Raw genomic sequence first — 14,072 nt, forward strand, 5'->3', positions numbered from 1 at the left:
TTACTAACAGTGCCTTACCTATGACTGAGAAGGGAGGTGAGGTATGGCTGTGATGGATGATGTTCTGCTGCTTTACGAAGCTCTTGATGCCTATAACATCGTGAAGGATTCGGGCTCGGTAGACGTTACTGTAAGAAGAGCAATGATGATTACTAAGTTGACGTACGACAACAATAAGTTGTTGAAGGCTTGTAAGGAGAGTCTTGCACAAGGCGTCATCAGCGATTCGTTCGACAGCGATTTCTGGACTCAGCACTTTGCAGTGAAATCCATTAAGGACGGTTTTCTTGAGAAGGCTCTCGAGAAGTATGGCAACGTGACGATGGAGAGTATTGACGTTACTTTTGGCGTAGGGAAGCGCGAGGTTAAGGTGGTACGGGATTTCCTTGATTTGATTGAGAGTGGTCTCGAAGAGATGAACCAACTTCTTGGGGATATCGAGGCGATGATGGGTGTGATTCCGTCGGATAAGTATGCTCAGTTTTATTTTTCGTGTAGAGACAAATTTAGTGACGGGCCTATCAGGAAGGCTTATCTGAACTGGCGGATAGAACAGCGGGAATTGTCTATCCCCATTCTGAAGGCAAGGCAGAATGAGGCTTTGTATGAGTTCCTTCTATCGAGAGTGATAAGTCACGACAAGCGGCTGAAAGTTTCGGAGAAGAGGGGCTTGGATATAGAGAGCTTTGTGGCCGATCTGCCTGTAGGTACCGAGATGACGGAAGAGCTGACCAATCTGTATGCAATGATGAACAGGTATATCACGTGGGTTGACTGCCTGATGCTAGTAGATTATGAAGGCTATGGTCGATTCGTTTGCAGCTGTTTTAATAAGTTGTCGAAGGAGGGGCTGCTGGCGCTGTTTAAGTTTGACATCACACTCAGCTTGATTCATCAGGATATGGTAAAGCTGAACCCCGAGTTGGCAAGGCATCTACCTCAATACATGCCTCTGTCTAAGGATAATCATCACTTTGCCATTGTGAAGAGTATTACGGTGAAAATGGAGCGTTTCTGGAGTGAGAAGGTGATAACCGATAGAAGATTCAAGTTAAGTTACATTGAGCAGTTGCTGAATGAACTGTTGGATTCAGAATGGGGGAAAGCTATCACTCAGGACTGGAGAATCAGGAGCAAAAGAGACAAACTGGAGTGTAAGATTATTGGTGCCATGAAGGATGCCGGGATTACGAGCGTAAGCTATAATGCTCTTGCTCCGAAAATATCTCAGATTGAAAAGATTCCGGATTCGATAGCCAATTATCTGGGGCAGGGGAAGGATGAGCCTTACTTTGACTGGATTTGTGAGTATGTAAGAGGTTAAGGATTCCTATCAAAATCCGATAATTTCATCCGATTGGGGCATTTCGGTCCAATCGGATTTTTTTTGTTTCAAAATTTCTTTCCTTTGTTTATTGGGGTTCTGAGAGATTCTGATTATCCGATAATAATCGGATGGAAATTTATTGCTCAGTCGGATAATCGGATTCTACCTTTGCAGTGTGATTCGAGAAATCACGGCGTTCCTTGAAATTCTGATACGTACAATATTAAAAATAATTATTCACATAAAGGTCGCCTGAAAGGGGGCGACGTTAAACAAACATTATTATGAAAACAACAGTTGTATCAATTGCGTCGCAGACAACTCAGAACTCTGAGTCTGCACAGCAACACATGACTTCGCTGGAGATTGCAGAACTCACAGGGAAGCAACACAAGAACCTGATGCGAGACATCAGAAACATGGAGCCTGCATGGGAAAAAGTACAAGGGCTCAAATTTGAGCTCTCGTCAAGAATCTACCAGTTGCCTAATGGTGGAACGAAAGAAGTTCCTTGTTATGTGCTCAATAAAACGGAGTGTCTCTACATCGCCACGAAGTTTAATGATGAGGCGCGCGCCAAGTTGGTGCTGAGATGGGAAGAGCTGGAGCACGAACGGATGGCCAAGATGATTTCGCATGAGATCAAGTTGATCGCTGCCAACGATGAGGAAGTGCTTAACGAGGCAGACGTGATTATTGGTGAGGAGCTCGACGACCTGAACAAGTATAGCGACAACTGCTACACTCCAACAGAGGTAGGCAAACCTTTCGGAATGGATGGACGAGATCTGAACTCGTTTCTTGCTGACAAAGGTGTCATCCGCTGGGGACACGGACAGTGGCAACTTACTCCGGACTATCTGCATCGGGGGCTTGCGGAAAACCGAAGTTTCATCTATCATGGGCGCAACGGACAGCGTAAGACGCAGTCGAGGCTCGTCTGGACGGAGAAAGGACGGGAGTTTATTAATGATTTAATTGAGCTTTAAGCTTTAAGCATTGAGCTTTAGGAAATCAAAAAGATTAAAGATAAAAGCTAAAAGATTAAAGAAAAAATGGAAGCAAAGATTTTAAGAGTGATGAAGTGCGGTGAGTGCTTCGCAGTGAAGAGTGAGAAGAGTGAGGGTGGGGTGCTGAATAAGCGCACACTGGTGTTGCAAGAGTTGGGCGGTAAGTTTGAACCGACCTACACAGTGGCAGCCTTGGGTAATTTGGCGACACTGCAGTTCAACGAGGGTGACATCGTGATAGCCACTCTCCGATTCCAGAGTCGTGAGTTTAACGGACAGTCGTTTATGGATGTTGTAGCGACGGAAATTATTAAGCATTGAAAATTGAAGATTGAAAATTGAAAATTTGAAATTGAGCTTTGAGTATTAAAGATTAAACAATCGGGCGGAGTGGTGACGTGAAGGAAGTCTACGTAGTGAAAATGGCCAAATTCTGACACAAACCCTTCACTCACAAATTCGCAAGATTATGAGAAAAATAGTTAACATTTCAGTAAAGAGAGAAGTAACGCTTGACGGCATGATGACCGTGAGCAAGTTGGAGAACGGACTCAAGACAGCAGACTTTATGTGCTGCGAGGATGTGGAGTTAAAACCGTTCTCGGGAGTATTCAAGGTGCAGGGCATGCACGACGGCAATATCTATATGACAGAGCGGCCGAAGCGCAAGCGTAATCACCCCATCTATCGAGAAGACAATGCATCGCTCTCGTTAGGAACAGACGATGTTTGGTATTTCGTGTTCAGAATGGAAAAATGTCGCGTCAACGAATTGCCAGGAGAATTGATTCGACAGGCCAGTATGATTGCACGCAAAGTAATAAAAGACTTATTTAGTTTGAATCTGGGAGATTGAAGATGAGTGTATATGTGATTGATAAAGAGGGTGGGCCGAAGATGATGCGGCCCATCCTGAATAGAGAAGAGTATTTGGCGCAGAGGGATAGTGCTGACCAGAAAACTTATTTACAGCGCATACGTGCGGGTGAGGAGGGCTTGAAGCATAAGTTGACTCAGATGGTGTATTCGTGTCTGCCCAATGAGGATGGAAGTCTGAAGGGTTCGAAACGAATGAGTAGCACCGTGGGATTGGATGTAGACCATATTCCTCATGAAGAGATGGAGGCCGTAAAGACTCGCATCTTGGCGAAGAAGGATGAGGTGGGGCTGCTGATGTTCGAAGAGAGTGCTCGTGGTGAGGGTTATCATCTGGTGTTCCGTCGCAGGCCGGAACTATCGCAAGAAGAGAACCTTGCGTGGGCTTCGGAAGTGCTTGAAATCGCTTTCGATAAAGGTGCAAAAGATATTACAAGAGTATTCTTCACAACGACTTCCGATCAGCTGATTTTTCTCGATGATGCCATCTTTGAAATTGAAGAAGTGGAAGAAGTTGTAGATGCGAAGCCCCATGTTCATACGGAAGAAAGCAATGGCCCGACTTCTACGAAGCTCTCAAAAGACTACGACGGCTTGCCGTATGCGGAGATTATCGCGAAGTGGTGGGAGATGTATAATGACGGAAGGGAGCCTGTGGAGAAAAACCGTGACTCACTGACGTATGAACTTGCCGTGAACCTGCGCCACATCTGCGGATTCAACCGCGACCTGCTGGGCGAGGTGATTCCCTGCTACGACAGATTCCCGCAGACGCAGAAGATGAAGTGTATCGATTCGGCTTTGGCTGCGAAACGTACGCAGATGCCCGAGCGGTTGAAGGACGTGCTTTTTGAAGTGAGACGCGACCGCATGAATGGTGCCAATAATCTTGACAATGACTTGAAGAGTCTCGATGATGCTGTACAGGAGGATGACTGCTTCTACTACAAGCGTCTGCCGAAGATGCCACAGGGTGTGAAAGATTCAATAGACGCTGTGGGGCCAGCACTCACCATGCCTGTGGTGATGGCCATCTGTCCGGTGATTGGCATGCTGGCTTCGGGTGTCAGACTGGAAGTTCATGGTACGAAGAGCTCGCTGAATCTTATCAGCTATATCGCTGGTGATTTTGCTAGCGGTAAGGGTTCGATAGACCCCGTGATTAATGCCTGGATAAACGAGGTGGCGTTGCAGGACCAAATTTATCAAGATCAGGAAGACGAGTGGCGGGCCAAGAAGCTGCTGGCGAAGAACCAAAAGAACCAACCCGAGCAACCGAAGTTCCCCGTGCGCTATCTGACGTTGAACAACACCGTAGCCAATCTGGCTGAGCGACTGGCCAACACAGGCGGGAAACACGCTTTCTCGTTTACGCCCGAGGCCGATACGGTGGCCCAGAAATGGAAGTCGTCTATCAACGATTTCTCGGTGATGCTACGTCAGAGTTACGACGGCACCAGGTTTGATCGCGAAGCACGCAGTGCCGAAGCGGTGAACGTACATATCAAGCAGCTGTTGTGGAACGTGGTGATGTGCGGTACACCCGATGCTCTCTACCGAGTGGTGAACAACTACACCGACGGTTTTCAGAGTCGTATCGCGCTGGCCCGTACACCCGACAACACCTACACCCCCTTAGGCGATACCCTTTACGTGCTGACCGATCGTCAGGCAGAACGTATTCATCAGGTGGCCCACCTGTTGATGACGATGCAGGGCGATGTGGTGCTGTCGAAACTCGAACAGAAGAGTCGTGAATGGGTGGAGAACGTGAGACTGGAGGCCATCAAGAGCGACGACCGAATCATGGCCCGTCAGCGTTTCAGAACCTGTGTGACGGCAGCGCGAATGACTTGCTGTCTGATGCTCTGCAGGGTGTGCGAACAGCTGATTCAGAAACACGGCTACAACGGTGCCGAGAAGGTGTTAAAAGCCCAGCCCGACTTGTGGAAGACGATGCTGCAGAAAGCACAGACACCGCAGCTGTTGGACGCCTACGATGTGATTGCCGACTATCTGATAGAGACAGCGCTCTACTTCTTCCGTGAACGTATAGAGAATGCTTTTAAGAGTCGCGACTATGCGGGCAACAACGACCGCCGCCGCATGGGCAAGAACGACTCCATCTTTGCCCGATTGGATGTGGACTTCAGTTTTGAGTGTGCTATGCAGCACAGTATCGGCGTGAAGGGAAGCGGTGTTACAGGCAACAGTGTTCGGCAGATGTTGAAGAACTGGAAGAAGCAGGGGCTGATCGTTCAGACCGAAAGGGGAAAGTATCATAAGGTTCAGGAAGTAGGTCATTAAGGTCATGTGTCATGAGTGTCATTAAGCTTTGAGCATTAAGCATTAAGCTTTAGGCATGAAGTAATCATAAAGCTTAAAGCTAAAAGAATAAAGATTAAAGAAAAATGAGTTTATCAAGAGGATTTAGGAATTGTAACCCACTGAATATCCGTAGAGGCAGGGATCAGTGGCAGGGTCAGGCCGAAAGGCAGACCGATGCTGCCTTCGTAGTGTTTAAGTCGATGGAGTGGGGCTGGAGGGCAGCCTTCAAGTTGCTCACGCGTACTTATTATCATAAGTATCGCCTCTACACCATCCGGATGATTATCCAGAAGTGGGCACCGCCGCATGAGAATAACACCGAGGCGTATAGCATGTTCGTGTCGAAGCTTGCGGGTATTCCGCCCGATGAGCCCATCGGCATCCCGATGGAGAGTCCTGCCCGTTGGATGATGGTGGCCGCTGCGATGGCCATCCAAGAGAACGGTACCAGCGACATCGACTACTTCGCCATGCTCCGCGGCTGGACCCTCAGCCGCGAAAGTATCGCGGAGAACTAAGCAAAATCCCCAGCCACTCGGCTGGGGATTTTTGTTTTAGTCCTCTTTCTTTTCAGTGGCTTCGCCGTTGGGCTGGTGGGCTTGGGGCTCACCAGCTTCAGCGGGCTCTGGGTCTTTGTGGGGGCGCTGCAGGGGATTGCCGTGTTCGTCGAGGAACATGGCATCGGGGTCGCTGACTGCAAGGGAGTCGACACCGATGGAGTCGGAGTCGGCAGGGGCCTTGAAGTAGCCGCCACAGTCGTACATCGCATTGGTGATGTCGATGTCGTGAGGAGCGGGGAATTTGGTGCGGTATTTCTTGAACTGCGGGTCGTTGAGCACCGAACCGAGGAAGTAGCCACAGATGGGCAGAGCCGTGCGGTTGCCTTGTCCGAGCATACCTGTGCGGAAGTGGATGGAACGGTATTCGCCACCTACCCATGCGCCACAGACCAGTCTGGGCGTGGTGCCGATAAACCAGGCGTCGGAGTGGTTGTTCGACGTACCCGTCTTACCACCGAAGTCGGTGTCGGCAGCCTTGTCGTAGCCCACGAATCCCATCAGTCGGGAGCTGGTGCCACTCATGCCGCCTTTCAGCAGCTGCTGTACGAGGAAGGCCGAACGGTAGGGGATGGCCTGCTTGGCTTCAGTGGGGGCTTCGTAGATCACGTTGCCGTCGCGGTCTTCAATCTTGGCCACGAGAATCGGACCTATCTGCTTGCCGTCGTTCACGGGTGTGCAGTAGGCATTGACCATCTCGAGCAGGTTGACGTCGCTGGCACCTAAGGTGAGCGAGGGCGTGGGGTCGAGTTTCGAGCGGATACCCATGTCGTGGGCGGTCTTCACGATGTTGTCGATGCCGCACTCCTGACCCAGACGCACAGCCACCGAATTGATACTCATGGCGAAGGCCTGCTTCAGTGAGATGTTGGCACCCGAGAAGTGGCCGTCGGCATTGGTGGGCGCCCAGGTGACTTCCTTGCCGTGATCCATCACTTTCATTGAGAAGTATTCGTCTTTGCGGTAGTCGCAGGGTGTGATGCCCTGATTCATGGCCTCTGTGTAGACGAAGAGCTTGAAGGTGGAACCGGGCTGGCGCATGGCTGTCACCTTGTCGTATTTCCACGAGTGGAAGTCGATGTCGCCCACCCAGGCTTTCACATGTCCCGTCTGCGGTTCCATCGCCACGAATCCGCAGTGCATGAAGCGCACCATGTAGCGGATGGAGTCCAGCGTTGAGAGTTCTTTTTCCACCTTACCATGTTCGTAGTCGAACACTTTTACAGGGTGGGGCAGGTTGAGATAGTAGTTGATGGAGTCTTCGTTGCCGTCGAATTTCTTCGAGAGGTATTTGTAGACGGGCTGTCGCTTGGCGATGTCTTCGATGAAGTTCTTGATTTCCTGATGGCGCTCGTCTTGCCAAGGGTTGGTGGAGCCCCAGTGCTGATTGAAGGTCTGCTGCACCTGTTTCATCTGCTTGACGGCTGCCTCTTCGGCATATTTCTGCATGCGCGAGTCGACGGTGGTGTAGATTTTCAGACCTTCGGTATAGAGGGCGTTGCGGTTGTCGAAGTATTCCTCGCACCAGTCTTTCAGATAGTCGGCCACAGCCTCACGGAAGTAGTTGGCATCGCCGTCGTAGGCCGATTCCACGCTGTAGTCGAGTTTGATGTCTATCAGCTTCAGCGAGTCGCATTCGGCCTGCGTGAGGTCGTTGTGCTGGCGCATCAGGTCTAATACGATGTTACGACGCTTCAGTGAGTTCTCAGGATTAATCAATGGATTATAATAGGTGGTGGCCTTGAGCATCCCCACGAGGATGGCGGCATTCTCGGCCGTCAGGTCTTGGGGCTTGCAGTTAAAGTAGGTCTTGCAGGCCGTCTTGATGCCGAAAGCGTTGGAACCGAAGTCTACGGTGTTGGCATACTGCGTCAGGATCTCGTTTTTGGTGAAGAAGAATTCGAGTTTGTAGGCCGTGATCCACTCTTTGCTTTTCAGGATGAGCATCTTCAGTCCGGGGATGTTGCCCAGCAGACCAGTGGAGTATTCGCTTCGTGTGCGGAAGAGGTTTTTGGCCAGCTGCTGCGTGATGGTGGAGGCGCCGCGTGCATCGTGATGCAGGGCATAGTCCTTGAGTGCAGCCGCAAAGGCCTGATAGTCGATGCCGTGATGATGGAAGAATCGCTCGTCCTCGGTATCGATGAGCGCACGCCAGAAAACGGGGTTCACCTCTTCGTAGGTCACGGGCGTACGGTTCTCACTGAAGAATTTGCCTATCAGCTTTCCGTCGGCACTGTAGATCATCGAGGCTTCGGCAGGGCGCTTGTTCTTGATGGTGGACATGGAGGGCGACTTTCCGAAGAGCCAGAGGAAGTTGATGTCGACGGCTCCCAGATAGAGGAAGAATGCCACGATCAGGGAGACGATGCCCACAATGGTTTTCAGGTACCAGGGACGACCCTTGTAGAGACTCTTATACCAAGGCCAGATGCCTTTGACATACTGCCACAAACGGCTTGCTATTTCGCTAATCTTCTCTTTCATAGTGGGATATGTAACTGATGATTTGTTTTGTTTCTTGTGGGTGGAACCACTTCACGCGTTCGTCTTTCTTATACCATGTAAGTTGTTTGCGGGCGTAACGGCGGGTGTTGCCCTTGATGCGCTCTACGGCCTCTTCGAGTGGCCAGCGCCCTTCGAGATAGTCGAACAGCTCTTTATAGCCTACGGTGTTCAGCGCATTCAGGTGGCGCAGCGGATAGAGGCTCTTGGCTTCTTCGAGCAGGCCGTCGGCCATCATCTGGTCTACGCGCTGGTTGATGCGATCATAGAGCTCTTCCCTGGGGCGGTTGAGTCCGATCTTGATGATCTGGAACGGACGCTGTCTTTTCTCCCGTTTACGGAACGAGGTGTAGGTCTTGCCCGTCATCGTGCAGATCTCGAGTGCATGGACCACGCGCCGGGGGTTCTGACGGTCGACGATCTCGTAGTACTCTGGGTCGAGTCGTTTCAGTTCGTCAACCAGTGCCTCAAGTCCTTCATCGGCCAGTCGCTGTTTCATCAGCGTGCGCGTCTCGTCGTCGATGGTGGGGATGTCGTCGATACCGTCGCAGACTGCATCGATATACATCATACTGCCACCTGAGAGCAGGGCGTAGTCGCTGGTCAGGAATTGCTGTTCGAGGCATTCGAGCACCTGTTGTTCAAAGAGCGATGCGCTGTAGTAGTCGTCCAAGCCCAGCGTCCCCACGAAGTAATGCTTCACTTCCTGCATCTGTTCTTTCGTTGGCTGGGCGGTGCCGATACGGAGTTCGCGGTAGATCTGGCGCGAATCGGCATTGATGATGGGGATGTCGAAGTGTTTGGCAATCTCCAGGCACAGAGCCGTCTTTCCAACCGCCGTAGGCCCTGTGATGACTATCAGCGTTTTTTCCAATCTTCTTTAGCGGATAACGCCTCGCTTGGAGTTTTCGATAAACGAGCAGATGTAATCCACCTCCTTGGAGTCGGGATATTTGGCGCGGGCTTCGGCCACACCTTCTTTCATCACGCCCTTGGAGTAGATGATACGATAGGCATCGTGGATGGCCTCGATGGTCTCGTTGGGGAATCCGCGGCGACGCAGACCCACGAGGTTCACACCGGCATAGCGGATGGGCTCCTTGCCGGCAATGACGTAGGGAGGAATATCCTGCGAGGTGCGCGAGCCACCCTGGAACATGATGTAACCTCCCACATGGAGGAACTGATGGAACAGGCAGGTGGCGCTGATGATGGCGTAGTCGTCGACGATCACCTCGCCGGCAAATTTCGTGGAGTTGCCGATGATGCAGCCGTTGCCAATCACACAGTCGTGACCCACGTGCATGTTCTCCATCAGCAGGTTGCCATTGCCGATGACGGTCTTACCCTTGGAGGCGGTACCTCGTGAGATGGTCACATTCTCGCGGATGGAGTTGTTGTCGCCAATCTCACAGGTGGTCTCCTCGCCCTGGAACTTCAGGTCCTGCGGCTTGGTGGAGATGCTGGCACCAGGGAAGATCTCGTTGCCGTTACCCAGGCGGGCGCCGAAGTGAAGGGTCACGTTGTTCAGCAGTTTGTTGTTGTCGCCTATCACCACGTTCTTGTCGATGACGCAGAACGGTCCGATGATATTGTTGTCGCCCAGTTTTGCCTCAGGGTCAACGACGGCTAAAGGATGTATCTGATTCATACTTTGAGCTTTGAACTTTGAGCTTTAAGCATTAAGCATTAAGCTTTGAGCTTTATGATTACTTGTTCTTTACGATTTGGGCAGTGAATGTGGCTTCTGCCACGATGTGGTCGCCTACGAAGATATAACCCTTCATCGAAGAGATTCCATGACGCACGGGAGCCAGCAGTTCTACCTTGAAGATGAGCGTATCGCCGGGCACCACCTTCTGACGGAACTTCACGCCATCTATCTTCATGAAGTAGGTACTCCAGCGCTCAGGCTCCTCAAGGGTGTTGAGCACGAGCAGACCACCACACTGGGCCATTGCTTCAATCTGGAGCACACCAGGCATAACGGGCTCCTGAGGGAAGTGTCCCTGGAAGAAAGGCTCGTTGGCTGTGATGTTCTTGATGCCCACGATGGTCGAAGCACCCAGTTCCACCACCTTGTCTACCAGCTGCATGGGATAGCGGTGGGGCAGGAGCTCACGGATACGGTTCACGTCCATCACCGGCTCCTCATTGGGGTCGTAGATAGGGGCCTGTATCTCGTGTTTGCGGATCTCCTTGCGCATCTGGCGGGCAAACTTGTTGTTGATGGTGTGTCCGGGACGGGTGGCTACGATACGACCCTTGATGGGTTTGCCTATCAGGGCCATATCACCAATGATGTCGAGCAGCTTGTGACGCGTACACTCGTTATCCCACTGCAGGGGCTTGTGCTGGATATATCCCAGATCGTTAGCGTCGCGATGCTCTACGTGCAGCATATCTGCCAGCATGTCGAGACGCTCCTGAGTGGTCTGACGCTCGTAGATGACGATGGCGTTGTCCAGGTCGCCGCCCTTGATGAGGTTTGCCTGCAACAGCGGCTCGATGTCACGAACGAAGACAAACGTACGGGCACTGGCAATCTCGGTGGGGTATTTCTGGGGGTCGTCGATGGTGGCAAACTGCGAGCTGATGAACTTCGACTCGAAAGAGCACATTGCCGTGATGGAGAATTCCTCATCGGGCAGGATGGTGATGCACGAACCCGTGTTCTCGTCCTTTACCTCAATCTTCTTGCGGATGATATAGTAGTCCTTGGGGGCATTCTGTTCTTCGATGCCTACCTCCTGGATCTTCTCCACATACTTGATGGCAGAGCCGTCGAGGATGGGGAACTCCGGACCGTTCACCTGAATCAGGCAGTTGTCGATACCTAAAGCGTAGAGGGCCGAGAGACCGTGCTCCACAGTTGATACTCGAACGTCGCCTCTGCCAAGCACGGTGCCGCGCTGGGTGTCGACCACGTTTTCTGCAATGGCATCAATCACAGGCTCTCCTTCCAAGTCGATACGCTGGATCTTGTAGCCTGTATTCTCTGGGGCGGGGTTGAAAGTAACGGTGAGGTTCAAACCCGTATGCAGTCCTTTTCCGAAGAGGGAAAAGCTGCCTTTAAGTGTCTTCTGCTTCATCTTGATATTCATGAATTATGAATTTATGATTTTTGATTCTTTAGCTCTTCTATTTCACGCTGTAGCTGTGCTATCTGACGATACATGTCGGGCAGTTTGGGATAGATGGCCTTGGCCTTGAAGAACATCTTGGGATCCATGGCGGGTGAACCAATCAGCGACTCACCATTGCCCTTCGTATTCTTAATCACACCACACTGGGCACCGATGAAGGTCTTATCGGCAATCTGGATGTGACCAGAGAAACCAGCCTGACCACCAACCATACACCAGGCACCGATCTTGGTGGAACCAGCCAAACCTGCCTGTGCCGACATGACGGTGTTCTCGCCAATCTCACAGTTGTGAGCCACCTGAATCAGGTTGTCCAGCTTCACACCCTTATGGATGACGGTCTGACCCATCGTAGAACGGTCTACACAAGTGTTGGCACCAATCTCCACATTGTCCTCGATCACCACGATGCCAATCTGCGGAATCTTGTCGTAACCCTCCTGATTAGGTGCAAACCCGAAGCCGTCGGCACCAATCACGCTGCCTGCATGTATTGTCACGTTATTTCCTAATTTGCATCCTTGATAGATGGCTACATGGGGAAAGATCTGACATTTCTCACCTATGGTGACACCATCGCCAATGACAGCGTGGGGATGAATCTGCGAACCTTTGCCAATCACGGCACCATCACCAATCACAGCGAAGGCTCCGATGAAGACATCCTCACCAATCGTGGCTTTCGGCGAGATGCTGGCCAAGGGGTCGATACCTTTCTTGGCGGGCTTCATCGACTCGTAGAACTGCAGGAGCTTCGCCACACATTCGTAGGCGTTCTGCACGCGTATGAGCGTAGCACTAACAGGCTTCTCCAATTCAACGCCCTCATTGATGAGCACGACACTCGACTTGGTTTCGTAAATATAGTGGGTGTATTTGGGGTTCGACAGGAAAGAAATGGCTCCTGGGACACCCTCTTCGATTTTGGCAAAAGTATTGACGGTGGCATTCTCGTCGCCCTCGACTCTGCCTTGTATCAGTTCTGCAATCTGTTTTGCTGTAAACTCCATATTTCTGAAAAGTTTCTAAATATCCGTGCAAAGGTAATGAAAATTATTCAAAACGCTGATAACACAGGTAGTATTTTCTAATTTTTTTAGAAAGTAATTGAACATTTAGCAATTCACTGGCCTCGGAAATGTCCTTGATGTCGCCATTTTTGTAAAGAATTGCGATACTATCATCATCCACATTATACATGTCTTTCTGGATGGTGTTCAGACTCATCATATACTTCCTGGCATCGGCCTCACTGATGCTCAATTTACGGGCAATCTGTGACGTGATCTCTTCCAGCTTCTCCTCTGTTGGCAACTCTTCGCTGACTTCCACCTTGAAGATCTTGCGGTCGAGCATATCTGTGGCTAAGGTGGAGAGAATTTTGTCGTCGTGATGCTTCCACGCCTTCATGGCGCTCCAGATGTCACTATCGTCGAGTTCCTCGTAGTTGGCGAGGGCTTCTGGATGGGTGGCAAACCAATTGGCATCGACATCGTTGCGGAGGAAATAGTGTAGGGCGGGGGACGCAAACACATCCTGTCCCATCCGTATCAGATCCTTCGCCCTGATGAGCACATTTACCAGCACTTTTTCGTAGGCTACGCAGGTGCGGTGAAGATAGACTTGCCAATACATTAATCGTCTGGTAGTCAGATAGTTCTCTAATGAATAGATACCTTTTTGTTCAACCACCAATGAGTCGTCGACCACATTGAGCATCTTGATGATTCGCGCCGAGCCGATATTGCCCTCGGTAACGCCTGTATAGAACGAGTCGCGACGAAGGTAGTCCAGACGGTCCATATCGAGCTGACTGGATATCAGCTGGTGAAGGAAGTTCTTGGGATAGTTGCCTTTGAAAATGCTGATGGCGAGATTGAGTTGTCCGTTGACCGAGTGGTTGATTTCCTCCATCATCATCAAGGAGATTTCCTCGTGCGAGATACCGTGAATCAACGTATTCTCCAACACATGTGAGAAAGGCCCGTGGCCGATGTCGTGCATCAGGATGGCTGCCTCTACGGCTTCGGCCTCCGATTCGAAGATGAAGATACCTTTTTGCTGAAGGTTCTGGATGGCCTCACTCATCAGGTGGAAGGCGCCAAGGGAATGCTGGAAACGCGTATGACGGGCACCGGGATAAACCACCGAAGCCAGACCCAGTTGGTTGATACGGTTCAGACGCTGGAACAGCGGATGTTCCACAATGCTGTAAAGCAGACCCCGGGGTATCCTGATAAACCCGAAGACGGGGTCGTTGATGATTTTAACGTCATTCATGGGCACAAAGGTACTACAAATCGGGCGAAATGCAAAATAAATCTCG

Annotated in this window: 12 protein-coding genes; 6 read left to right on the forward strand and 6 right to left on the reverse strand. The window is 50.9% G+C overall.

Translation table 11 applies throughout. The features are described from left to right. Positions 1-43: 43 nt before the first annotated feature. From BMY16_RS08905 to BMY16_RS08930, 6 genes are all read left to right on the forward strand, one after another. On the forward strand, positions 44-1,324 hold the full coding sequence (locus BMY16_RS08905; RefSeq protein WP_091841768.1) for a hypothetical protein: 1,281 nt from the start codon (positions 44-46) through the stop codon (positions 1,322-1,324). Between the two features lie 287 nt (positions 1,325-1,611). Then, entirely contained in the window at positions 1,612-2,316 is a 705-nt protein-coding gene (locus BMY16_RS15510) for a phage regulatory protein/antirepressor Ant (protein ID WP_170836060.1), read from the forward strand. Between the two features lie 66 nt (positions 2,317-2,382). Continuing rightward, positions 2,383-2,658 carry a DUF3127 domain-containing protein gene (locus BMY16_RS08915; protein WP_091841770.1) on the forward strand — a complete coding sequence of 92 codons (276 nt, stop codon included), beginning with the start codon at positions 2,383-2,385 and terminating at the stop codon, positions 2,656-2,658. 148 nt (positions 2,659-2,806) lie between these two features. Further along, positions 2,807-3,193, forward strand: a complete 387-nt coding sequence (locus BMY16_RS08920) for a hypothetical protein (protein WP_139207180.1) — start codon at positions 2,807-2,809, stop codon at positions 3,191-3,193. 2 nt (positions 3,194-3,195) lie between these two features. Next, a complete protein-coding gene (locus tag BMY16_RS08925; RefSeq protein WP_244513010.1) occupies positions 3,196-5,520 on the forward strand; it encodes a YfjI family protein in 2,325 nt (774 codons plus the stop codon). Between the two features lie 104 nt (positions 5,521-5,624). Next, on the forward strand, positions 5,625-6,059 hold the full coding sequence (locus BMY16_RS08930; RefSeq protein WP_091841773.1) for a hypothetical protein: 435 nt from the start codon (positions 5,625-5,627) through the stop codon (positions 6,057-6,059). 36 nt (positions 6,060-6,095) lie between these two features. Here BMY16_RS08930 and BMY16_RS08935 read toward each other — a convergent pair whose 3' ends face one another. From BMY16_RS08935 to BMY16_RS08960, 6 genes are read right to left on the reverse strand one after another with little or no spacing between them, the layout of a single operon-like run. Beyond that, a complete protein-coding gene (locus BMY16_RS08935; protein WP_091841775.1) occupies positions 6,096-8,582 on the reverse strand; it encodes a transglycosylase domain-containing protein in 2,487 nt (828 codons plus the stop codon). Then, on the reverse strand, positions 8,566-9,474 hold the full coding sequence (gene miaA / locus BMY16_RS08940; RefSeq protein ID WP_091841777.1) for a tRNA (adenosine(37)-N6)-dimethylallyltransferase MiaA: 909 nt from the start codon (positions 9,472-9,474) through the stop codon (positions 8,566-8,568). Before miaA ends, BMY16_RS08935 begins: the two co-directional genes overlap by 17 nt. Before the next feature lie 6 nt (positions 9,475-9,480). Then, positions 9,481-10,251, reverse strand: a complete 771-nt coding sequence (lpxA, locus tag BMY16_RS08945) for an acyl-ACP--UDP-N-acetylglucosamine O-acyltransferase (RefSeq protein ID WP_091841778.1) — start codon at positions 10,249-10,251, stop codon at positions 9,481-9,483. Positions 10,252-10,309: 58 nt separating this feature from the next. Further along, positions 10,310-11,704: a bifunctional UDP-3-O-[3-hydroxymyristoyl] N-acetylglucosamine deacetylase/3-hydroxyacyl-ACP dehydratase gene (locus tag BMY16_RS08950; protein ID WP_244513011.1), complete on the reverse strand. Its 1,395-nt coding sequence runs from the start codon at positions 11,702-11,704 to the stop codon at positions 10,310-10,312. An 11-nt stretch (positions 11,705-11,715) separates the two neighbouring features. Then, on the reverse strand, positions 11,716-12,756 hold the full coding sequence (gene lpxD, locus BMY16_RS08955) for a UDP-3-O-(3-hydroxymyristoyl)glucosamine N-acyltransferase (RefSeq protein ID WP_091841780.1): 1,041 nt from the start codon (positions 12,754-12,756) through the stop codon (positions 11,716-11,718). Between the two features lie 43 nt (positions 12,757-12,799). Next, a complete protein-coding gene (locus BMY16_RS08960) occupies positions 12,800-14,026 on the reverse strand; it encodes an HD domain-containing protein (protein ID WP_091841781.1) in 1,227 nt (408 codons plus the stop codon). Between the last annotated feature and the right edge of the window lie 46 nt (positions 14,027-14,072).

Origin of the sequence: Prevotella sp. ne3005, assembly GCF_900110085.1 — a bacterium.
Classification (GTDB): Bacteria; Bacteroidota; Bacteroidia; order Bacteroidales; family Bacteroidaceae; genus Prevotella.

Bases quoted from the DNA above. Each gene is read 5' to 3' on its own strand.
- BMY16_RS08960 (WP_091841781.1), bottom strand. From the start codon at position 14,026: ATGAATGACGTTAAAATCATCAACGACCCCGTCTTCGGGTTTATCAGG.
- BMY16_RS08925 (WP_244513010.1), top strand. From the start codon at position 3,196: ATGAGTGTATATGTGATTGATAAAGAGGGTGGGCCGAAGATGATGCGG.
- lpxA (WP_091841778.1), bottom strand. From the start codon at position 10,251: ATGAATCAGATACATCCTTTAGCCGTCGTTGACCCTGAGGCAAAACTG.
- BMY16_RS08935 (WP_091841775.1), bottom strand. From the start codon at position 8,582: ATGAAAGAGAAGATTAGCGAAATAGCAAGCCGTTTGTGGCAGTATGTC.
- BMY16_RS08915 (WP_091841770.1), top strand. From the start codon at position 2,383: ATGGAAGCAAAGATTTTAAGAGTGATGAAGTGCGGTGAGTGCTTCGCA.
- BMY16_RS08920 (WP_139207180.1), top strand. From the start codon at position 2,807: ATGAGAAAAATAGTTAACATTTCAGTAAAGAGAGAAGTAACGCTTGAC.
- BMY16_RS08950 (WP_244513011.1), bottom strand. From the start codon at position 11,704: ATGAATATCAAGATGAAGCAGAAGACACTTAAAGGCAGCTTTTCCCTC.
- lpxD (WP_091841780.1), bottom strand. From the start codon at position 12,756: ATGGAGTTTACAGCAAAACAGATTGCAGAACTGATACAAGGCAGAGTC.
- BMY16_RS08905 (WP_091841768.1), top strand. From the start codon at position 44: ATGGCTGTGATGGATGATGTTCTGCTGCTTTACGAAGCTCTTGATGCC.
- BMY16_RS15510 (WP_170836060.1), top strand. From the start codon at position 1,612: ATGAAAACAACAGTTGTATCAATTGCGTCGCAGACAACTCAGAACTCT.
- BMY16_RS08930 (WP_091841773.1), top strand. From the start codon at position 5,625: ATGAGTTTATCAAGAGGATTTAGGAATTGTAACCCACTGAATATCCGT.